22 protein-coding genes are annotated in these 18,173 nt (G+C 59.6%); 14 read left to right on the forward strand and 8 right to left on the reverse strand.

Annotated features, from left to right (window positions below; genetic code table 11):
• The first annotated feature begins 156 nt into the window (after positions 1–156).
• Positions 157–408 carry a DUF2790 domain-containing protein gene (locus ACMYUN_RS03005; protein WP_016774351.1) on the forward strand — a complete coding sequence of 84 codons (252 nt, stop codon included), beginning with the start codon at positions 157–159 and terminating at the stop codon, positions 406–408.
• 70 nt (positions 409–478) lie between these two features.
• Here ACMYUN_RS03005 and ACMYUN_RS03010 read toward each other — a convergent pair whose 3' ends face one another.
• Positions 479–1,405: a LysR family transcriptional regulator gene (locus ACMYUN_RS03010; RefSeq protein ID WP_122506987.1), complete on the reverse strand. Its 927-nt coding sequence runs from the start codon at positions 1,403–1,405 to the stop codon at positions 479–481.
• Between the two features lie 211 nt (positions 1,406–1,616).
• Between ACMYUN_RS03010 and ACMYUN_RS03015 the strand changes: the two genes are divergently transcribed.
• The 3 genes from ACMYUN_RS03015 to ACMYUN_RS03025 are packed head-to-tail and all read left to right on the forward strand — an operon-like array spanning position 1,617 to position 4,399.
• Positions 1,617–3,053, forward strand: coding sequence for an NAD-dependent succinate-semialdehyde dehydrogenase (locus ACMYUN_RS03015; RefSeq protein WP_415762796.1), 1,437 nt, complete (start codon positions 1,617–1,619; stop codon positions 3,051–3,053).
• Positions 3,054–3,063: 10 nt separating this feature from the next.
• The gene (locus ACMYUN_RS03020) at positions 3,064–3,396 is read left to right on the forward strand and encodes a carboxymuconolactone decarboxylase family protein (RefSeq protein WP_415762798.1); all 333 of its coding nucleotides are present in this window, start codon (positions 3,064–3,066) and stop codon (positions 3,394–3,396) included.
• Position 3,397: 1 nt separating this feature from the next.
• Complete coding sequence (locus tag ACMYUN_RS03025) at positions 3,398–4,399, forward strand: NAD(P)H-quinone oxidoreductase (protein WP_415762799.1); 1,002 nt, start codon at positions 3,398–3,400, stop codon at positions 4,397–4,399.
• Between the two features lie 59 nt (positions 4,400–4,458).
• Here the strand turns inward: ACMYUN_RS03025 and ACMYUN_RS03030 are convergent, their stop codons facing one another.
• Together ACMYUN_RS03030 and ACMYUN_RS03035 are read right to left on the reverse strand one after the other, a co-directional pair.
• Positions 4,459–4,851, reverse strand: a complete 393-nt coding sequence (locus tag ACMYUN_RS03030) for a carboxymuconolactone decarboxylase family protein (RefSeq protein ID WP_405045570.1) — start codon at positions 4,849–4,851, stop codon at positions 4,459–4,461.
• Positions 4,852–4,921: 70 nt separating this feature from the next.
• Positions 4,922–5,308 (reverse strand): MerR family transcriptional regulator, encoded by a 387-nt coding sequence (locus ACMYUN_RS03035; protein WP_415762801.1) that lies wholly within the window; start codon positions 5,306–5,308, stop codon positions 4,922–4,924.
• A 209-nt stretch (positions 5,309–5,517) separates the two neighbouring features.
• On the opposite strand from ACMYUN_RS03035, the gene ACMYUN_RS03040 reads away from it, so the two are divergent.
• From ACMYUN_RS03040 to ACMYUN_RS03055, 4 genes are all read left to right on the forward strand, one after another.
• A complete protein-coding gene (locus ACMYUN_RS03040; protein ID WP_415762802.1) occupies positions 5,518–5,727 on the forward strand; it encodes a hypothetical protein in 210 nt (69 codons plus the stop codon).
• A gap of 122 nt (positions 5,728–5,849) precedes the next feature.
• Positions 5,850–6,674: an oxidoreductase gene (locus ACMYUN_RS03045; RefSeq protein ID WP_415762804.1), complete on the forward strand. Its 825-nt coding sequence runs from the start codon at positions 5,850–5,852 to the stop codon at positions 6,672–6,674.
• Positions 6,675–6,692: 18 nt separating this feature from the next.
• Positions 6,693–7,634: an AraC family transcriptional regulator gene (locus ACMYUN_RS03050; RefSeq protein ID WP_415762806.1), complete on the forward strand. Its 942-nt coding sequence runs from the start codon at positions 6,693–6,695 to the stop codon at positions 7,632–7,634.
• A 48-nt stretch (positions 7,635–7,682) separates the two neighbouring features.
• Entirely contained in the window at positions 7,683–8,312 is a 630-nt protein-coding gene (locus ACMYUN_RS03055; protein ID WP_415762808.1) for a DUF3885 domain-containing protein, read from the forward strand.
• A gap of 7 nt (positions 8,313–8,319) precedes the next feature.
• Here ACMYUN_RS03055 and ACMYUN_RS03060 read toward each other — a convergent pair whose 3' ends face one another.
• Positions 8,320–8,775, reverse strand: a complete 456-nt coding sequence (locus ACMYUN_RS03060; protein ID WP_415762809.1) for a GNAT family N-acetyltransferase — start codon at positions 8,773–8,775, stop codon at positions 8,320–8,322.
• A gap of 132 nt (positions 8,776–8,907) precedes the next feature.
• On the opposite strand from ACMYUN_RS03060, the gene ACMYUN_RS03065 reads away from it, so the two are divergent.
• Positions 8,908–9,321, forward strand: coding sequence for a PaaI family thioesterase (locus tag ACMYUN_RS03065; protein ID WP_130888041.1), 414 nt, complete (start codon positions 8,908–8,910; stop codon positions 9,319–9,321).
• An 11-nt stretch (positions 9,322–9,332) separates the two neighbouring features.
• Here ACMYUN_RS03065 and ACMYUN_RS03070 read toward each other — a convergent pair whose 3' ends face one another.
• A complete protein-coding gene (locus ACMYUN_RS03070) occupies positions 9,333–9,791 on the reverse strand; it encodes a winged helix-turn-helix transcriptional regulator (protein WP_186568978.1) in 459 nt (152 codons plus the stop codon).
• A 93-nt stretch (positions 9,792–9,884) separates the two neighbouring features.
• Between ACMYUN_RS03070 and ACMYUN_RS03075 the strand changes: the two genes are divergently transcribed.
• Together ACMYUN_RS03075 and ACMYUN_RS03080 are read left to right on the forward strand one after the other, a co-directional pair.
• Positions 9,885–10,835 (forward strand): aromatic alcohol reductase, encoded by a 951-nt coding sequence (locus ACMYUN_RS03075; RefSeq protein ID WP_415762812.1) that lies wholly within the window; start codon positions 9,885–9,887, stop codon positions 10,833–10,835.
• Positions 10,836–10,907: 72 nt separating this feature from the next.
• Positions 10,908–11,423, forward strand: a complete 516-nt coding sequence (locus tag ACMYUN_RS03080; protein WP_039759025.1) for a hypothetical protein — start codon at positions 10,908–10,910, stop codon at positions 11,421–11,423.
• A gap of 112 nt (positions 11,424–11,535) precedes the next feature.
• Here ACMYUN_RS03080 and ACMYUN_RS03085 read toward each other — a convergent pair whose 3' ends face one another.
• Both ACMYUN_RS03085 and ACMYUN_RS03090 read right to left on the reverse strand, forming a co-directional pair.
• A complete protein-coding gene (locus ACMYUN_RS03085) occupies positions 11,536–11,925 on the reverse strand; it encodes a hypothetical protein (protein ID WP_415762814.1) in 390 nt (129 codons plus the stop codon).
• Positions 11,926–12,028: 103 nt separating this feature from the next.
• On the reverse strand, positions 12,029–12,922 hold the full coding sequence (locus tag ACMYUN_RS03090; protein WP_039758946.1) for a LysR family transcriptional regulator: 894 nt from the start codon (positions 12,920–12,922) through the stop codon (positions 12,029–12,031).
• A gap of 95 nt (positions 12,923–13,017) precedes the next feature.
• Between ACMYUN_RS03090 and ACMYUN_RS03095 the strand changes: the two genes are divergently transcribed.
• Positions 13,018–14,184, forward strand: a complete 1,167-nt coding sequence (locus ACMYUN_RS03095; protein ID WP_016774330.1) for an MFS transporter — start codon at positions 13,018–13,020, stop codon at positions 14,182–14,184.
• Between the two features lie 13 nt (positions 14,185–14,197).
• On the opposite strand, the gene ACMYUN_RS03100 is transcribed toward ACMYUN_RS03095, so the two are convergent.
• The gene (locus ACMYUN_RS03100) at positions 14,198–15,373 is read right to left on the reverse strand and encodes a XylR family transcriptional regulator (RefSeq protein ID WP_415762815.1); all 1,176 of its coding nucleotides are present in this window, start codon (positions 15,371–15,373) and stop codon (positions 14,198–14,200) included.
• A 175-nt stretch (positions 15,374–15,548) separates the two neighbouring features.
• Here ACMYUN_RS03100 and xylA point away from each other — a divergent pair, with 175 nt between their 5' ends.
• Both xylA and xylF read left to right on the forward strand, forming a co-directional pair.
• Positions 15,549–16,865 carry a xylose isomerase gene (gene xylA, locus ACMYUN_RS03105; RefSeq protein WP_415762816.1) on the forward strand — a complete coding sequence of 439 codons (1,317 nt, stop codon included), beginning with the start codon at positions 15,549–15,551 and terminating at the stop codon, positions 16,863–16,865.
• A gap of 147 nt (positions 16,866–17,012) precedes the next feature.
• Entirely contained in the window at positions 17,013–18,014 is a 1,002-nt protein-coding gene (gene xylF, locus ACMYUN_RS03110; RefSeq protein WP_415762817.1) for a D-xylose ABC transporter substrate-binding protein, read from the forward strand.
• The last annotated feature ends 159 nt before the right edge of the window (positions 18,015–18,173 follow it).

The following is an 18,173-nucleotide window of genomic DNA, read 5'->3' on the forward strand; positions in this document are numbered from 1 at the left end:
TTTGTTTGCGCTGAACCCCGCGCGCCCGTTCACCACATGCCGATTGTGGCTCAAACCGTAAACAGTCTTTACCCGATCCGCGCCTGTTTCCCCCGCCAGCCGCCGCATAGAGTTTGTTCCAGCAGCACACTCAACTTCAGCAAAGGAACATCTTCCATGAAAGTCTCAATGCTCGTCCTCGCACTCTTCGGCTTCAGCTCGGTGGTCATGGCTCAGGAATCGACTACCACGCCTCCCGTCGAGCAATACACCTACGCCAGTCACCTCGACGTCGCCAAAATCATCTCGGAAGATCCCGTGCCGGATGTCTGCGCCGTAGTGCCGGTGCACATGACTTATCAGGATTCCCAAGGCAAACAGCACATCCTGCAATACGAGGTCATGGGCAGCGGCTGCAGCAACGGTTGATCGGGCCAATACCTCGCACACCCATTGCGTCTCAGAGTTGGCTCGCTGAGACGCAAATGCCTTTACCGCTTCAATCGATCAGCGCCTGAGCAGTGCTCGCCAACTGCGCGCCGACCCGGGCTTTCAAGGTATCGATGAATCGCGTGATCTTCGCATCGACAAACTGGCGAGACGTGTAGACCGCGTAAACATTGCGCTCGTAGGTGTGGTAATCGGGCAGCACCCGCACCAGCCTGCCGGTACGCAAATCGTCGATCGCCGTGAAGCCTGCCAACAGACCAATCCCCGCCCCTTCGCGAATGGCCACGGCCATTGCGTCCATATCGTTCACGCTGAAACTCGGCCCGCTCGGGATGAACGTCGCATCGCCCGCCTTGCTTTTGAGCTGCCATTCATCGCGCACGTAATCCACGGTACCGAGCAGCAGGCATTGATGATCGCAAAGCTGCTCCGGCGTTTTCGGTGCGCCATGCCGCGCCAGGTATTCCGGGGAGGCCACCAGTACACAGTGACTGACGCCGATCTTCTGGCTGACATACGCCGAATCCGGCAGCGTTCGCGCGATCAGAATGGACACGTCCAACTGATCCTCAAGCAGATTGGGCATGCGTTGGGAGAGCATCAAATCGACGGTCACTTCGGGAAACGCCTGGCGATATTCCAGCACCGCGCCGGTCACCAGTTGCCGCGCCAGTCCGGGCACGCAGTGCACCCGTAACGTCCCTCGTGGTTGCAAGGCGGCATTGCTCGCCTCGGCTTCGGCGCTTTCCAGGTCAGCGAGAATCTTCACGCAGCGTTCATAAAACCGCCGGCCCGCATCGGTCACCGAGAGACGCCGGGTCGAGCGCTGCAACAGCCGAGTGTCGAGCACGTTTTCCAACGCCGAGACCGCACGCGATACGTTACCGACGGTGGAGTCGAGATGGTTGGCCACGGCAGTGAAACTGCCCATCTCGACTACCTTGATGTACACCGACATGTTTGAAAGTTTGTCCATCATGATCGTCCTGTAGACCTGCCACTCACTGCGGATAACGTCGGATCCTACACGCTCGCTCCTGTGCTCGATATTACCTTCTGGGACAACAATGATTCCCTCGTGGCCGGCTAAATCAAACGGCACGCCTTCCATAGACTGGATTCCACGGGACGCCTGAACCGCTGCGTACAAGGCGCCGAATGAATCCTCAACCATGAAGGCGACATCCATGAACACTCCTTACGATCCGCTCTATCTCTTCATCGGTGGTCAATGGCTCACCGCCCAAGACCGCGCGACCGCCGCCGTGGTCAACCCGGCAACCGGCGAGGAACTCGGCCAGGTGCCACTGGCCACCGCCGAAGACCTCGATCACGCCCTCGAAGTGGCCCGACTGAGCTTCGACCAATGGCGCCAGACCGTGCCGGACCAGCGCGCAAAAATCCTCAAGCGCGCCGCCGATCTGATCCTCGAACGCGCCCCGCACATCGCTGCGCAAATGACGCTGGAAGAAGGCAAGCCGCTGCGCGAAAGCCTCGATGAAGTGACCCGTGCGGCGGAATATTTCGAATGGTTCGCCGAAAGCGCACGACGCATCGACGGCCGTGTCGTACCGGCCAATCGTCCGGGTGTACTGCAACTAGTGAAACGTCAGGCGATCGGCCCTGTGGCAGCGTTCACACCGTGGAATTTCCCGGCCATCACCCCGGCGCGCAAGCTCTCGGCAGCGCTGGCCGCCGGTTGCAGCGTGGTGCTCAAGCCCGGCGAGGAAAGCCCTTCCACCGCGCTGGCCCTGGCCCGTGCGCTGGACGATGCCGGCTTGCCCAAAGGCGTGCTGCAAGTGGTGTTCGGTGTGCCGGATCAAGTGTCCAGCCATTTGATTGCCTCACCGATTATTCGCAAAGTGACCTTCACCGGTTCGGTGCCGATCGGTCGGCTGCTCTCGGCCCGCGCTGCCGAAGGCGTCAAGCCGATCACTCTGGAACTGGGCGGCCACGGTCCGGTGCTGGTGTTTGCCGACGCCGACATCGAAAAGGCTGCCGTGGAAGGCGTTGCCAATCGCTTTCGCGGCACCGGCCAGGTGTGCATTTCCTCGACTCGTTTTCTTATCCAGCGCGAGGCCTATGCCGAGTTCGTCGAGCACTTCGTTGCTGCCACCAAGCCACTGAAAATCGGCGATGGCATGGATCCGCAAACCCAGGTCGGGCCTCTGGCGAACCCACGGCAACTGGCGAAGATGGAGCAACTGATCGCCGACGCCGTCGAGAAAGGCGCACGGGTGCTGGCCGGTGGCGAAGCGTTGCCGGGCGCAGGCTACTTCTTCCAGCCCACTGTTCTGGCCGATGTGCCGATGAATGCGCGAATCATGCACGAAGAACCCTTCGGCCTCATCGCGATACTGATGCCTTTCGATGAGTTGAGCGACGGCCTGCAAGAAGCCAACCGCCTGCCCTACGGCCTCTCGGCCTACGCGTTCACTTCCAATGCGCGCACCGCGATCGACGTCGCCGATGGCCTGGAAGCCGGAATGATCGGCATCAACCAGTACCGCATCGTCGCCACCGAACTGCCCTTCGGCGGCATGAAGGAAAGCGGCCACGGTTCCGAAGGCGGCATCGAAGGCATCGAGCACTACCTCACTAACAAATTCATCAGCCAGGTTTAAGGGGATTTCCATGTCGACTATCGATTTCAGCAGCCCACGCGAAGCCGCCCGTGCCTTCACCCCGAAACTGGCGCAATTCGTTGACTCAACGCTGTACCCGCAGATCTGGAGTGACCCCGCATTGGCACCCCGCGAGCGCAGTCTGATCACTGTCGCTGCGCTGATTGCCGGCGGCCACTGCGAAGAGTTGCCCGCGCACCTGCGCCGTGCCGTGAGCAATGGCGTGAGCCATGAAGAACTGGCGGCGGCGATCACTCACCTGGCCTTTTACATCGGTTTTCCGGGCGCCATCACCGCCTCGGCCATCGCCAATGCCACCCTTGCCGACACGGAGCAACGCTGAGATGAAAGCCATCAAGCTTAAAGAGTTCGGTTCGGCAGAAGTGCTGCAGCTCGGCGAAGCGCCCAACCCTGAAGTGCGCGCGACCGACCTGCTGGTGCGCGTCTACGCGGCCGGCGTGAACCGTGCCGACCTGACGCACCGAACCGGCGGCTACGGCCATGCCAACTTCGGCGACTCGTTGATCATCGGTCTGGAGATTGCCGGGGAAGTGCTGGAGACCGGCAGCGAAGTGAGCGGATTCGCCGTCGGCGAACGGGTGATGGGCGTGGTCGGCGGCGGCGCCTACGCCGAACTGGCGCGCATCGACTACCGCATGGCCATGCTGATTCCGGCGCAGCTCGACTATGTGCACGCCGCGGCGATTCCCGAAGTGTTCGTCACCGCCCACGAAGCGATGCTGCACCTGGCCCGACTCAAGTCAGGCGACTCAGTGCTGATCCATGCCGCCGCCGGCGGCGTCGGCTCCGCTGCCGTGCAACTGGCCTACGCCACCGGCGCCACGGTGTACGCGACCACCGAGGGCGGCAAGCTGTCGCGCGTCGAACATCTGGGCGCCGACGTGGCCATCGACTACAAGACCGAGGATTTCGCCGCAGTCATCGCCGACAAAACCAACGGGCGCGGCGTCGATGTGATCATTGATTTTATCGGCGCGCCCTACTTCGCCCGCAACATCGCCTCGCTGGCCCACGGCGGCCGCCTGGTGCAGGTCGGCATTCTTGGCGGCGGCGGCAAGGTCGACGTGGAGCTGGAGCACATCCTCTACCGGCACCTGCAAATCATCGGCACGGTGATGAAGTCACGCACTCAGCCGGAGAAGCACGCGATGATCCAGCGCTTTCGCGACCACTGGCTGAAACGCTTCGCCGGCGCTGCGAGTCTGGAACCGGTGGTGGACAGCACCTTCCCGCTGTCCCGCGCAGCCGATGCCCATCTGAGGATGGAGTCTTCGCAGAATGTCGGGAAGATTATTCTGACGATGCAGCCCGAGGATTTGCGTTAAGGCCGGTCGATCAAATCTGGCCTTGCACCGTCCTGTTGCAAGGTCAGCGGCCAGCGCACTCAAGACTTAACACTGATCCCGCGAGCAGCAAAGACTTCACGCGCAGCCGTTATACCGTTCAAGGCACTGGGAAACCCTGCGTATACGGTCATTTGCAAGATCACATCGACCACCGCCTCCGGTGTGCACCCGACGTTCAGGGCTCCGCCGATATGCACTTTCAGTTGTGGCTGGGCGTTGCCCAGTGCGGTCAATGCCGCAACGGTTGCCAGCTCACGAGTGCAGTGGTCGAGGCCGGGGCGGGCGAAGACATCGCCGTAGGCAAAACTCAGAATCCAGTCCGCAAGCTCGGGAGCAGTATCCCTCAATGAATCAACCACTGCCTGACCAGGTCCGCCAGTAATCTGCGTCAGCGCGGCTTCTCCGCGCGCTCGACGATCAGTCATCTCCACGGGCGCTGCGACACTGGTCACACTGGCGCCGATCAATGTGGCGGACAGCAAGCGGTTGAAACCGGGAAATTTACGGATCATGGTGATGCTCCTTGTGCTCGAGTTGGTGATAGATCTGAATCTTGTTATCCAGAACCTCCAGGGACTGGCTCAACTGGCTGATCTGCGCTTGCACGTCCCGGCGATGCTGCTCGAGAAGTTCGCGGCGTTCTGCCAGGGTCGAGTCGCCGGATCGACGCAATTCGGCATACCGCAGCATTTGCTGGATCGGCATTCCGGTCGCCTTCAGCCGGAGCAGAAACTCGGCCCACAGCACATCCTTCTCGGTGTATACCCGGTGGCCATTGCCACCGCGCCCAACCGGATCGAACAGCCCGATGCGCTCGTAATAGCGGATCGTGTGAGCGCTCAAATCAAGGCGCTTGGCCAACTTTGAAATTGTCAGTTCTGGATTCATGTCATCACCGTAAAGGTTTGAGTGCGCTCTAAGTCAATGGCTATTTTCCATCAAGCAGAATCAGGCAAATCGCCGACAGTATCCGCCTAACGCCGACACCGCCCTGCCCCCTAATCTGAACCCATGCAGAACACACCACTGCAACGGGTTAACCAGAGACTGATCTGAACGACCCGGACCTCAATCGAAATTTGACCGGAGTCACCGCCATGAAAACTGTAAGCCAACTGATCGCCGTCGCCACCTTCGCCCTCAGCGCCAGCGCATTCGCCGTACCGAGCAATCAGGAAGATCGTTTCTTCATCCAGGTCAACGAACCACAGCAGACGCTTGCCGCCGACGGTTCTGACCGCACCCCACTGGGTGAGGCTCTCGCCGCTGATGGTTCGGACCGCACCCCGGGTCGTCGCGCAGCCTAAGCGCGTGCTGCCAAGACGAGGAATTGATAGGAACAGGCAATACTCGAATCCGATTCGGCATCGTCCGCCAGCGTTATCCGCCCTAGCATGACTTCTCTAATTGCCTGCTGGAGTACAGATTCATGAAGACCCTTTTCATCACCGGTGTCAGCAGCGGCTTCGGCCAGGCGCTGGCCAAGGAAGCGCTCGCTCAAGGTCACAGGATTATCGGCACAGTGCGCAGTGAATCCGCGCTGGCAGCCTTCGAAGCGCTGTCGCCCGAGCGCGCGCATGGGGTGGTGCTGGACGTTACCGATTTCGATGCCATCGATGGGGTGGTTGCGGCTGTGGAGGATCGTCACGGCCGGGTGGACGTGCTGGTCAACAACGCAGGTTACGGGCATGAGGGGATTTTCGAAGAGTCATCGCTGGAGGAAATGCGCCGCCAATTCGACGTCAACGTGTTTGGCGCAGTGGCGGTGACCAAGGCTTTCGTCCCGCATTTTCGCCAGTGCCGGGCGGGGCATATCCTCAATATCACTTCGATGGGCGGCCATATCACCATGCCCGGGATCGCGTACTACTGCGGCAGCAAGTTCGCTCTGGAGGGCATCTCCGACACCTTGAGCAAGGAGCTTGCGCCCTTCAATATTTTTGTCACCGCTGTGGCGCCGGAATCGTTTCGCACCGACTGGGCAGGCCGCTCGATGCAGCGCACGCCGCGTAGCATCAGTGACTACGACGCAAGTTTCGATCCGGTGCGCAAGGCCCGCGAGGAGAAAAGCGGCCATCAGCTGGGCGATCCGCAGAAAGCTGCACGGGCCATGCTGACGATCATCGACAGTCCAAACCCGCCGGCTCACCTGCTATTGGGCAGTGATGCGCTGGCGTTGGTGCGTGACAAGTTGCAGCGCACGGCGGAGAGTATTGAGCAATGGGCGGCGCTTAGCCGTTCGACGGATGGCTGAGCAACGCGGAGAACCTCAATGCCGAAACCGAAAGACACCATCACAACGCGCATGGTCCAGCTAATGAGTCAGCTCGCACCACTGGAAGGTTACAACCTCAGCCCGCTGGACGATGTGCGTTTCCTCCGTTCCAACCGACCGCTGACCCGCACGCCGGTGTTGTACGAGCCGGGCATCGTCATCCTCTGTCAGGGGCGCAAACGCGGCTATCTCGGCGATGAAGTCTACGTCTACGACGCTCAGCATTATCTGGTGGTGTCGGTGCCGGTACCCTTCACCATGGAAACCGATGCCAGCGAAACCGAGCCAATGCTCGCGGTGTACGTGCGTCTGGATTTCGCCTTGGCCGGCGAGCTGATTCAGCAAGTGGATGAGCGGTGGGATTTCCCTACAGCGCAGCCGATGGGCATGTACGCCTCGCCTCTCGACGAACCGCTACACCGGTCGACCCTGCGTTTTCTTGAAGTGATGAGCGACGATGCCGACGCGCAAATCCTCGGCCCGGCGATGCTGCGCGAGCTCTACTACCGTATCCTCACCGGCGAACAAGGTGGCACCCTGCGCGCCGCCATCGCCCAACAAGGTCAGTTCGGCAAAGTGACCCGCGCCATCCACAAGATCCACAGTTGCTATAACCAACATCTCGACGTAGAAGCCCTGGCCGAAGAAGCGCAGATGAGCGTGCCCAATTTTCATCTGCACTTTCGCAAGGTTACCGATTCCTCGCCGATGCAGTACCTGAAGTCGACGCGTTTGCACCAGGCGCGATTGCTGATGCTGCGTAACGACCTGACCGCGGCAAAATCTGCGTTTCTGGTCGGTTACGAAAGCGCCTCGCAATTCAGCCGCGACTTCAAACGCCTCTTCGGCCGCACACCGCTAGCGGAAGTTGCGTGGATGAAACAGGCCTATGCGCTGCCGGCACCGACGACTGCTTCGCCGTTTGTGTCTTCGCACTGACTTCACCCGCGTCTTGAACAAGCAGAAATCCACATTGAAGGGAAGAAAGTGAATCTGAGAGCTGAGATCGAAAACGCATTTGGACCCCAGGCATTCGCCCGCCCGCTTTTCTATTCCTGGCCGGGAGGATTGCGTTTCGAACTCTCCGAAACGGGCGGAATGATCGAGCAATTCCTGACCGCTATGCGCAAATCCATAACCATCTGCGGCGACATTTTCCAAGGGGACGCATCGTTTGTCGCATGCCTGCGCATTCATTCCGGTCGCAATCGATTCGCCCACCGCAGCACTCTTCGCGCCCTTAAATCTGCTGGCATCGATACTCCATCAGAGCTGTGCATCTGGAGCGAAGAAATAGACAACGAGGAATGGTTCACCGAGGAAGAACCGGAATACTGGGTCAACGTCGCCTTCGAAGCGTCTATGGCGAGCATTCAAGCATTACTCTGGTGCGCATTGACCAAGGATTTCGCCGATATCCAACCGCGTGCGAACTGTGCTGTCTACCTGTTCAATCTGCCCAAGCGAGTCATCGTCTTTCCCTATGACGACCGAGGCATGGACGTGGTTGGAGCCAACACCGAACTACTTTTGCAGCTTTATCAACGACATCATGCCTGGTTGCTCGACCATGACCGGGCAGCGATGGCAGCCACATTCGGCAGGCTTAAACGTTAGGTGAACGCTATCGTTTCAACTTCTTCGCCATGATGATCGTGCGCTCCGTCTGATGAAACTCATCTCTGATTTTCTCGAAGCCGAGCGAAGCATAGAAGCCTTCTGCGGTGACTGAGGAAGGAACGCGCAGCAGATTGAAACCTGTGTCCATGGCGAGTGATTGAATGCTCTTCATCAGCTGTCTTCCAATACCCATTCCTTGAAAGTCCGGGTCGACAAATACGCTTCGAACAATGTCTTGATCGAGACTTGCCGTTGCGACGATTTGACTGTCGAGCGTAGCGACCAGCACCTGACGCTCAGTCAAAAAACGAAGGATCTTCGAGGCCGAAAAACTTTCAATCACTCGATCAATGATATCGGGTGGATAGTCGCGAGCATTGCTCTCACGGAGCGTCTTGATGATCGTTTCACTGATAGCCGATGCATCCGCATCCCTCGCAATGTGAATTTGAATATCCACCCAGTAGCTCCTTGCTTGTCCGCTCCGTGTACAGCACTTATCGCAGCAAATTCCCCATGCGCATAGTGCTTGCCTCCTTCTGCGATTCCCCGCCCAATCAAACAGGTCAGCCACCTGCATCAGGATGGGAACATGAACACCACGGCCATTCCCGAAGGTTTCACTCCATTCACCCGCAGCAGTCCGTTGCTGGATCTGCTCGGCCCGATCTACGCCAGAGGCCACGGCCTGCAATTGGAACTGGGCTTGCTGACTGACTCCCGCCACGCCAATGGTCGCGGCACTTTGCATGGTGGTGTATTGGCGACTTTGGCCGATGTCGGCATGGGCTACGCCATGGCTTTCTCCAGCGATCCGCCGCAGCCGTTGATCACGGCGAGCATGACCCTGGATTATCTCGGTGCGGTGCAAATCAACGAGTGGCTCGAAGTGCGTCTCGAGCACTCCAAAAAGGGCCGTCAACTGGCGTTTGCTGGTGTCAGTCTGCACGTCGGAGAGCGAACGGTCGCGCGCGCCAGTGCCGTGTTCGCCGTGCCGCTGAGCTAAAGCGCGAAACCTCAGTCTGACGCTTCAGAATCATCCCGCGCTGGCACTGGAATTTGCCATGAGGGTTTCTTGCCGATCTGGCTATCGAACGTGCGTCGCGCTTGGCGGAAACCCTCGACGTTTTCCACCACCCAAGTCCAGATCGGCGACATCCGCACCAGCAAGCCCATGCCCAATGGCGTCAGCTCGTACTCGACGTGCGGCGGCACCTGGTCGAGCTCGCGCCGGGTCAGCAGGCCGTCGCGTTCCAGCGCACGCAGGGTTTTGGTCAACATGCGCTGAGTCACGCCGGTCATCTGCCGTTTGAGCTCGGCATGGCGCATCGTGCCGTACACCCCCAAGGCATGCAGGATGCCCAAAGACCAGCGACTACCGGCGTGCGCAAGCACTTCGCGGCGCACGCCATCATCGTCTCGTCTGAGCGTCTGGCAGATTGCTTCTGCCTCACTGAGCGCTTGCTGATCAGTCATTTCTTCACTTGGTATCACGCGTGTGCCTTCTTCTGAGTGCTGCCCGATCGTGCCAGCATTTGCCGATCTTACATGCAGATCTGAGGAGACATCATGACCGAATCGAACCACCCTTCCCCGCAATCCGTTCTCGTCCTGGGCGCAGGCGAGCTCGGCCTGCCGGTTTTGCGCAACCTTGTGCGAGTGGCAAAGCGCGCGCCAGGCAGCACGATCAGCGTCCTGCTCAGGGACTCGACGATCAATAGTCAGCTGCCGGAAAAGAAAGCCGAAATCGATGAACTGCGCCGTCTCGGCGTGCAGATGGTGGCGGCAGATCTGGTCAACGATTCAATCGACCAACTGGCCGAAGTCTTCGCACCGTTCGATACCGTCATTGGCTGCGCCGGCATGGTCGCTGGTCGCGAGACGCCGATGAAGCTGGCGACCGCTGCTCTCAAGTCCGGCATCAAACGCTACTTTCCCTGGCAGTTTGGCGTGGATTTCGAGGTGATCGGCCGGGGCAGTCCGCAGGATCTGTTCGATGCTCAACTCGACGTGCGCGAACTGCTGCGCGCGCAGGACAAAACCGAATGGGTGATCATCTCGACCGGCATGTTTACCAGCTTCCTGTTTGAGCCAGTATTTGAAGTCGTTGATTTCGACAACGCCACCGTTAACGCCTTGGGCAGCCTGGACACCAGTGTGACGCTCACGACCCCGGACGACATCGGCAAGCTGACCGCAGAAATCGTTTTCTTCGAACCGCGTTTTCGCAACGAGATCGTGTATCTGTCGGGCGACACGCTGACCTATGAACAGGTCGCGGGCCTTCTCGAACGCGTGCTCGGACGGCCCTTCAAGCGTAACGTCTGGACAGTGCCGCACCTGATGGAGGAACTGGAAAAAGACCCCACTCACCACATCAAAAAATACCGCGCGGTGTTTGCCCAAGGTCGAGGTGTGGCGTGGCCGAAAGCGGGCACGTTCAATGAGCAGCGGGCGATTCAGGCCACGACGGCTGAGCAGTGGGCGAGGGAAAATCTTGGGCTGTCTGCAACCTCGTAAAGCTTAGTAGCATGTGGCCACTTTTCGGTATCATCTGCTTCTGAAAAGTCCGATGGTATCCAGGAGCAGTACATGTACGGGAATGGCAGATTTGGCTTGACGCTTTTGGCTGGAGCATTGGCACTTAGCGGTTGTACTTCACTGTTTCAGGGTAAACAGTATCAATTTCCCCGGCAGGATGAACCCTCGGCGACGGTCAGGCTTAAATATGAAAGCGGCACTAACCTCGATGCGATGACCTTCAACGAATCGGGATGTTACGCAGGCTTCACGCCTTTGCCCTATACCGAGGGTTTTATCCAATCGCCGGTAGCTGTCGACAAAGAGCTGGTTTTGACTTACCGGCAAACAGTTGGTGGAAAGTTTTGCCAGATACCCTTCTCTTTCACCCCTCAGGCTGGGGCCAGCTATACGTTGAAGTCGGGCTACTGGACTGAACCCAAGGCTGGCCTTCTCCCGATCTTCACCTTCAATCAACAATACTGCGGCCTGGGCGTAGTCAAAAAAATCGGATCTCAGGAAAGCATCGAACCCATCAAGCAACTGCGTATCAAAACCGCTTTTGCATGCCTCAGATTCGTCGAGTAAAAACAACAACCTGTCTCGCTCGGCGCCCAGTAAAGAACATCCTGGTCCATCATTCTGCGGTGGCCCTTTGTAACTGGGAGCCGACACTCGACAATACTTCGCTGGCGACCGTTTACTGGCTGGAAACACCCTGGCGCTCGGCATATTCCTGCGCGAGGCTCTGGGCGGTTTGTTGAGCATATTCAATACAGGGTTCAATTCTGCTTCGCACCCCAATCTCCTCGATAGCGGCTATATACGCACTCTCGGTCAGGCACTTTTCAACCAGGGCGCTCGCAAGCGGCAAAGACACTCCTGGCAACGCCGGAATAAATTCCCGGACAAAATCGGCAGCACTTGCAAGCCGGTTGGCATCGGTTGCAAAGGCCCACTCGCGCAGACTCACGTCATGCAGGTTGCCGCCTTGATCCCAGCCGTCGGCAAAACGGTCTGTTTTTCCGCAAGCGCCCAGCACGCCGCAAACCAATAAGACAAGCAACCCAGTCAGCGTTTTCACGAACATCGGTACTCACTGTATTCAGACTGAAAAATGAAGAGCTGCAAATGATAGCAATATGATTGCATTTGCGTGCACAGAATCAGATCCGATGAAAAGACGCCACCTCTTACATCCGATGCTGCTCCAGCAAAAAATCCACAAACAACCGCACCCGCACCGGCATCGCCGCGCCGCCGACGAACACCGCATGAATCGGTTCCTCATCGCCCGGGTTAAACGTTTGCAGCAGCGGGATCAGCGTACCGCGCTGCAAATCTTCCCTGACGGTGAACTCGCCAATCCGCGCAATTCCGGCGCCGAGTCTGGCGAACTGGGCCAGTGCTTCGCCGCTGCTGCATTCGATGTTGCCGCTGACTTTCAGCGAGAACTCCTTGCCGTCGCGGATAAACGGCCAGTTGGCTTCGGCGCGGCGGAAGTTGAAGCGCAGGCAATTGTGCTTGAGCAGGTCTTCGGGTTGCTGAGGCGTGCCATGACGTTGCAGATAGTCGGGCGATGCCACCACGACCTGGCCGGTGTGGCCGAGCCGGCGCGCGGTGAGTGGGCTGTCGGGCAGATGGCCGAAGCGGATGGCGACGTCCGCCTGACCGGCGAGGATGTCGACGACTTCGTCGCCAAGGCTGAGGTCGACGACGATGTTCGGGTAGCGGGCGGTGAAGGCTGCGACCAGCGGCACAATGGTCAGCCGTCCATGGCCAAGGGCGGCACTGACACGCAAGCGGCCCTTGGGTACGCCTTGATCGGTGATGGCCCCTTCCACTTCGTCCATGTCGGCGAGAATTCGCCGGGCACCGCGCAGGAAGGCTTCGCCCTCGGCGGTAAACGTCAGCGCGCGGGTGGTGCGTAGCAACAGACGAGTGCCGAGTCGCTGTTCGGCGCGGGCGATGATCCGACTGACCGCCGAAGGCGTCAGCCCCAACGCACGCGCAGCCGCTGAGAGGCTGCCCTCCTGCGCCACGGTGACGAACACGCTCATTTCCCCTGACCTGCCGTTGAAGTCCATTCGTGCCTCTTACGCAAAGGTGATTGCCAAAATCGCCATCTACCGCCTGAAAACGATGGATCGTAGCATTGGCGGCATAGATGAGGAGACTTTCCATGCGTATCAATCCACCACTTGTTGCACTCGCTGTCGGCGCCTTTGGCATCGGCGTCACCGAGTTCGCACCGATGGGCATGTTGCCCGGCATCGCCGCCGATCTCGGCGTTTCCATTCCCGCTGCGGGGTTGCTGGTCAGTGCCTACGCCTTGGGCGTGCTGCTCGGCGCGCCGCTGATGACCCTGACCACTGGCAAGATCCCCCGGCGCTATCTGCTGATCGGGCTGATGGCGATTTTCACCTTGGGTAATCTGATGTCGGCGCTGGCCACCGACTACTACAGCCTGATGGTCGCCCGGGTGATCACCTCGCTCAACCACGGCGCATTCTTTGGGGTCGGCTCGGTGGTGGCCGCCAGCGTGGTCGCGCCGGAAAAACGTGCCGGCGCCGTGGCGGCGATGTTCATGGGCCTGACGTTGGCGACCATCGGCGGTGTACCGCTGGCGGCGTGGTTTGGTGAGCTGTTCGGCTGGCGCACGGCGTTCTGGGGCATTACCGGTCTCGGCGTGCTGACCATGATCGCCTTGTGGTTCGCCCTGCCCAATCTGAAAGCAGAGCAAGGCGCGGGTGCGCTGGCGGAAATACGTGTATTGGGCCGCGGTCCGGTGTTGGCCGCGCTGGCCCTGACCGTGGTCGGCTCGAGTGCGATGTTCACCGTGTTCACCTACATCGCGCCGATTCTCAGCAGCGAAACCCACGCCTCCGCCGCGTTCATCACCGCCATGCTGGTGTTGTTCGGAATTGGTTTGACGCTGGGCAACATGTGGGGTGGCAAGGCTGCCGACCGTTCGATCGACCGCACCCTGATCGTGTCGCTGAGCGCATTGATTGTGGTGTTGCTGGCGTTCACGGTGCTGATGCGCTGGCCGCTGCCGGCCGCCGTGGCCATTCTGATCTGGGGTATCGCCAGCTTCGCTCTGGTGCCGCCGCTGCAGATGCGCGTGATGGAAGCGGCCAAGGACGCGCCGAATCTGGCTTCGGCGGTGAACATCGGTGCCTTCAATTTCGGCAACGCGATCGGCGCGGCGCTGGGTGGCGCGGTGATCAATGCCGGGCTGGGTTATCCAGCGATTTCCCTGGCCGGCGCGGCGATGGCTGGTCTGGGCCTGCTGATGGTGCTGACGTTCGCCTGGCGCTCCAGAGCCAGTGCCGCTGCGCTGGCGTGAGCCATTTGCAGCACTACGCTCCGCCCTGCTGATATTCGCGGGGCGTGCAGCCGAACTCGCGACGGAACACCGTGTGCAGGTATTGCGCAGACTTGAAGCCGCAGGCCTGGGCAATGTCGGCAATCGCCGCATCGGTGTTCTTCAAACCGCTGGTAGCCGCCGCCAGTTTGAAACGCAGAATCTCGTCATGCACGCTGCAACCGCGCTCGGCGCGGAAATGCGCTTCCAGCGATGAACGCGACACGCCGACATAGGCCGCCACTTGTGCGGTTTTGATGCCCTGACAGGCATATTGGCGGATGAACAGCAGCGCTTGCATGACGTAGGGATTGCCCAACGGTTGGTGCAGGCTCGACACCTGCACGTTGACCGCGTCAGGCGGAATCAGGATTTGCGTACCGGTGGACGGCATGCCGTGGAGCATCTGGTGCAGCAATTGCGCAGCGGTGCGGCCCATGGTTTCGGTGCCCTGAATCACCGAACTCAGCGGCACACGCGTCAGGCTGCGGGTCAGCGGGTCGTTGTCGATGCCGATCAGCGCGACCTGCTCCGGCACAGCAATGCCGGCGGTCAGGCAGGCTTGCAGCAACTGCCGGGCGCGGGCGTCGCTGACCGCGATGATGCCGATCGGTTTGGGCAGGCTGTGCAGCCAGGCGATCAGTTGTTCGACGGCGCTGTCCCACAGCGGCGCGCTGGTGCCCATGCCGCGATAGATCTCAGCGTGCAGGCCGTCGCGCTGCATCAGTTTGCGAAAGGCCTTTTCCCGCTCCTGCGCCCAGCGATTGGCTTGTGCCTCCGGCAAGCTGAAACAGGCAAAGCGCTGCAACCCCGCCTCGACCAGATGCGAGTAAGCCAGCGTGATCAATGCGTTGTTGTCAGTGGCAACGTAGGGAATCGCTTTCGGATAGGCGCGTGCATCCACGTAGGAACCGCCCACCGCTACCACCGGCAAATGAATGTCGGCCAGCGCCTCGCCGATCAGCGGATCGTCGAAATCGGCAATGATCCCGTCACCCTGCCAGCGCTCGATGCCTTTCAAGCGGCAGAGAAAGTCCTCTTCCAGAAACAGGTCCCAGGAAGCGCGGGTGCTGCTCAGGTAGTTGCCGATACCGCTGATGATTCCACGGTCGTAGATCTTGCTGCCGTTGAACAACAGGGCGATGCGGTGCACGGGCGGTAGGCTCTTCATTGTTTTTAGACTGTTCCGGGTCGCTTCGTCGCGGCGACGATGAACACAGACTAGGCGTGCGAGCGTATAAGCTCAATACGCAAAATCGCACTCGCAGTTGAGGCTTTTCATAATCAGCGGGCACGGGGCCGTTGCTAGTATCGAGACACCGCCAAGAACAACAAGGACAAGGTCCATGCAGTATTTCCCCAATATCGAGCCGGTTCGCTACGAAGGCCCGAACAGTGATTCGCCCCTCGCTTTCCGCCACTACAACGCCGACAAGCTGATCCTCGGCAAACCCATGCGCGAACACCTGCGCATGGCCGCGTGCTACTGGCACACCTTCGTCTGGCCGGGTTCCGATGTGTTCGGTGCCGGCACGTTCAAACGCCCATGGCAACGCAGCGGCGAGCCGATGCAACTGGCCATCGGCAAGGCTGAAGCCGCGTTCGAGTTCTTCAGTAAACTGGGCATCGATTACTACTGCTTTCACGACACGGACGTCGCCCCCGAAGGCAACTCGCTGAAGGAGTACCGCGAACACTTCGCGCAAATGGTCGACCGCCTTGAGCAACATCAGGAACAGAGCGGTATCAAGTTGCTCTGGGGCACCGCCAACTGCTTCAGCAATCCACGTTTTGCCGCCGGTGCCGCGAGCAATCCCGATCCGGAAGTGTTCGCCTGCGCCGCTGCGCAAGTGTTCAGCGCGATGAACGCCACCCATCGCCTCAAGGGTGCCAATTACGTGCTGTGGGGCGGTCGCGAAGGCTACGAAACCCTGCTCAACACCGACCTGAAACGCGAGCGCGAACAACTTGGGCGCTTCATGCGCATGGTGGTCGAGCACAAGCACAAGATCGGTTTCACCGGCGATCTGCTGATCGAACCCAAGCCGCAGGAGCCGACCAAGCACCAATACGATTACGACAGCGCCACGGTGTTCGGCTTCCTCCAGCAGTACGGCCTGGAGAAGGAAATCAAGGTCAACATCGAAGCCAACCACGCGACCCTGGCCGGCCACAGCTTCCATCACGAAATTGCCACGGCTGCATCGCTGGGTATTTTCGGCAGCATCGACGCCAACCGTGGCGATCCACAAAACGGCTGGGACACCGACCAGTTCCCCAACAGCGTCGAAGAAATGACCCTGGCGACCTATGAAATCCTCAAGGCCGGCGGTTTCAAGAATGGCGGCTTCAACTTCGACTCCAAGGTGCGCCGGCAGAGTCTCGACGAGATCGACCTGTTCCACGGCCATGTCGGCGCCATGGACGTTCTCGCCCTGTCGCTGGAACGCGCCGCCGCGATGGTCGAGAACGATCAACTGCAAGTGCTCAAAGATCAACGCTACGCCGGTTGGCGTCAGCCGTTCGGGCAGGCGGTGATGGCGGGCGACTTCAATCTCGAGTCGCTGGCCGAGCACGCGTTCACCAGCGAGCTGAACCCGCAAGCCGTCAGTGGCCGCCAGGAAATGCTCGAAAACATCGTCAACCGTTACCTGTATCGCTGATCGCCAAGGGAGGCTGCCGACGCAACGACGCTGTGACAATTGCACGACAATTCTGTGCCTGCTGCGTCGGCAGATTCTCTACAGTTCTACCAGCCCGATTCATCGTCAGGCCGTGTCTTTCCAACAAAAATAAAAGGACGCACCACCATGAACAACTTGAAACGTACGCTGTTGGCCAGTGCCCTGGCGTTGTTGGCCCTGCCGGTAATGGCCGACGCCACCCACCCGAAAATCGGTTTCTCCATTGACGACCTCCGTCTGGAACGCTGGTCGCGCGACCGCGATTACTTCGTCGCGGCGGCGGAAAAAATGGACGCCAAAGTCTTCGTGCAATCGGCGGACGCCAATGAGCAGAAGCAGATTTCACAGATCGAAAACCTCATCTCTCGCGGCGTCGATGTGATCGTCATCGTGCCGTTCAACGCGACAGTGCTGACCAACGCCGTGGCCGAGGCGAAGAAAGCCGGGATCAAAGTGGTGTCTTATGACCGGCTGATTCTCAACGCCGATGTCGACGCCTATATCTCCTTCGATAACGAAAAGGTCGGCGAGATGCAGGCCGGCGGCGTGCTGAAAGCAGCGCCCAAGGGCAATTACTTCTTGCTGGGTGGCGCGCCCACCGACAACAACGCCAAGATCCTCCGTGAAGGCCAGATGAAGGTGCTGCAACCGGCCATCGACAAGGGCGATATCAAGATCGTCGGCCAGCAGTGGGTCAAGGAATGGAACCCGACCGAAGCGCTGAGCATCGTTGAAAACGCCCTGACCCGTAACAACAACAAAATCGACGGCATCGTCGCCTCCAACGACGCTACCGCTGGCGGCGCTATCCAGGCATTGGCCGCGCAACAACTGGCCGGCAAGGTGCCGATTTCCGGTCAGGACGCCGACCTCGCAGCGGTCAAACGCGTGATCGCCGGCACGCAAACCATGACCGTGTATAAACCGCTGAAACTCATTGCGTCCGAAGCGGCCAAGCTCTCGGTTCAACTGGCACGCAACGAGAAACCCGCCTACACCTCGCAGTACGACAACGGCAGCAAAAAGGTCGACACCATCCTGCTCACGCCAACGCCGTTGACCAAGGACAACATCGACTTGCTCGAACAGGACGGCTTCTACACCAAGGCGCAGATTGCCGGGAAATAACCAGAGCCCAAATCTCAGTTATGCGAAGAACCCTGTGGGAGCGAGCTTGCTCGCGAAGGCGGTGTATCAGTCAGCGATGCATTGCTTGAACTGACGCTTTCGCGAGCAAGCTCGCTCCCACAAGGGCTTTGTGGTGTTCAGGTCCCTGGTATACGAGCC

It is taken from the genome of Pseudomonas sp. CP4 (genome assembly GCF_047758505.1).
GTDB classification, from domain to species: domain Bacteria; phylum Pseudomonadota; class Gammaproteobacteria; order Pseudomonadales; family Pseudomonadaceae; genus Aquipseudomonas; species Aquipseudomonas fluorescens_AO.

Coding starts and splice junctions, on each gene's coding strand:
- ACMYUN_RS03070 (WP_186568978.1), bottom strand. CDS start 9,791: ATGACTGATCAGCAAGCGCTCAGTGAGGCAGAAGCAATCTGCCAGACG.
- ACMYUN_RS03075 (WP_415762812.1), top strand. CDS start 9,885: ATGACCGAATCGAACCACCCTTCCCCGCAATCCGTTCTCGTCCTGGGC.
- xylF (WP_415762817.1), top strand. CDS start 17,013: ATGAACAACTTGAAACGTACGCTGTTGGCCAGTGCCCTGGCGTTGTTG.
- ACMYUN_RS03025 (WP_415762799.1), top strand. CDS start 3,398: ATGAAAGCCATCAAGCTTAAAGAGTTCGGTTCGGCAGAAGTGCTGCAG.
- ACMYUN_RS03085 (WP_415762814.1), bottom strand. CDS start 11,925: ATGTTCGTGAAAACGCTGACTGGGTTGCTTGTCTTATTGGTTTGCGGC.
- ACMYUN_RS03005 (WP_016774351.1), top strand. CDS start 157: ATGAAAGTCTCAATGCTCGTCCTCGCACTCTTCGGCTTCAGCTCGGTG.
- ACMYUN_RS03065 (WP_130888041.1), top strand. CDS start 8,908: ATGAACACCACGGCCATTCCCGAAGGTTTCACTCCATTCACCCGCAGC.
- ACMYUN_RS03020 (WP_415762798.1), top strand. CDS start 3,064: ATGTCGACTATCGATTTCAGCAGCCCACGCGAAGCCGCCCGTGCCTTC.
- ACMYUN_RS03080 (WP_039759025.1), top strand. CDS start 10,908: ATGTACGGGAATGGCAGATTTGGCTTGACGCTTTTGGCTGGAGCATTG.
- ACMYUN_RS03100 (WP_415762815.1), bottom strand. CDS start 15,373: ATGAAGAGCCTACCGCCCGTGCACCGCATCGCCCTGTTGTTCAACGGC.
- ACMYUN_RS03045 (WP_415762804.1), top strand. CDS start 5,850: ATGAAGACCCTTTTCATCACCGGTGTCAGCAGCGGCTTCGGCCAGGCG.
- xylA (WP_415762816.1), top strand. CDS start 15,549: ATGCAGTATTTCCCCAATATCGAGCCGGTTCGCTACGAAGGCCCGAAC.
- ACMYUN_RS03010 (WP_122506987.1), bottom strand. CDS start 1,405: ATGGACAAACTTTCAAACATGTCGGTGTACATCAAGGTAGTCGAGATG.
- ACMYUN_RS03090 (WP_039758946.1), bottom strand. CDS start 12,922: ATGGACTTCAACGGCAGGTCAGGGGAAATGAGCGTGTTCGTCACCGTG.
- ACMYUN_RS03035 (WP_415762801.1), bottom strand. CDS start 5,308: ATGAATCCAGAACTGACAATTTCAAAGTTGGCCAAGCGCCTTGATTTG.
- ACMYUN_RS03050 (WP_415762806.1), top strand. CDS start 6,693: ATGCCGAAACCGAAAGACACCATCACAACGCGCATGGTCCAGCTAATG.
- ACMYUN_RS03095 (WP_016774330.1), top strand. CDS start 13,018: ATGCGTATCAATCCACCACTTGTTGCACTCGCTGTCGGCGCCTTTGGC.
- ACMYUN_RS03040 (WP_415762802.1), top strand. CDS start 5,518: ATGAAAACTGTAAGCCAACTGATCGCCGTCGCCACCTTCGCCCTCAGC.
- ACMYUN_RS03015 (WP_415762796.1), top strand. CDS start 1,617: ATGAACACTCCTTACGATCCGCTCTATCTCTTCATCGGTGGTCAATGG.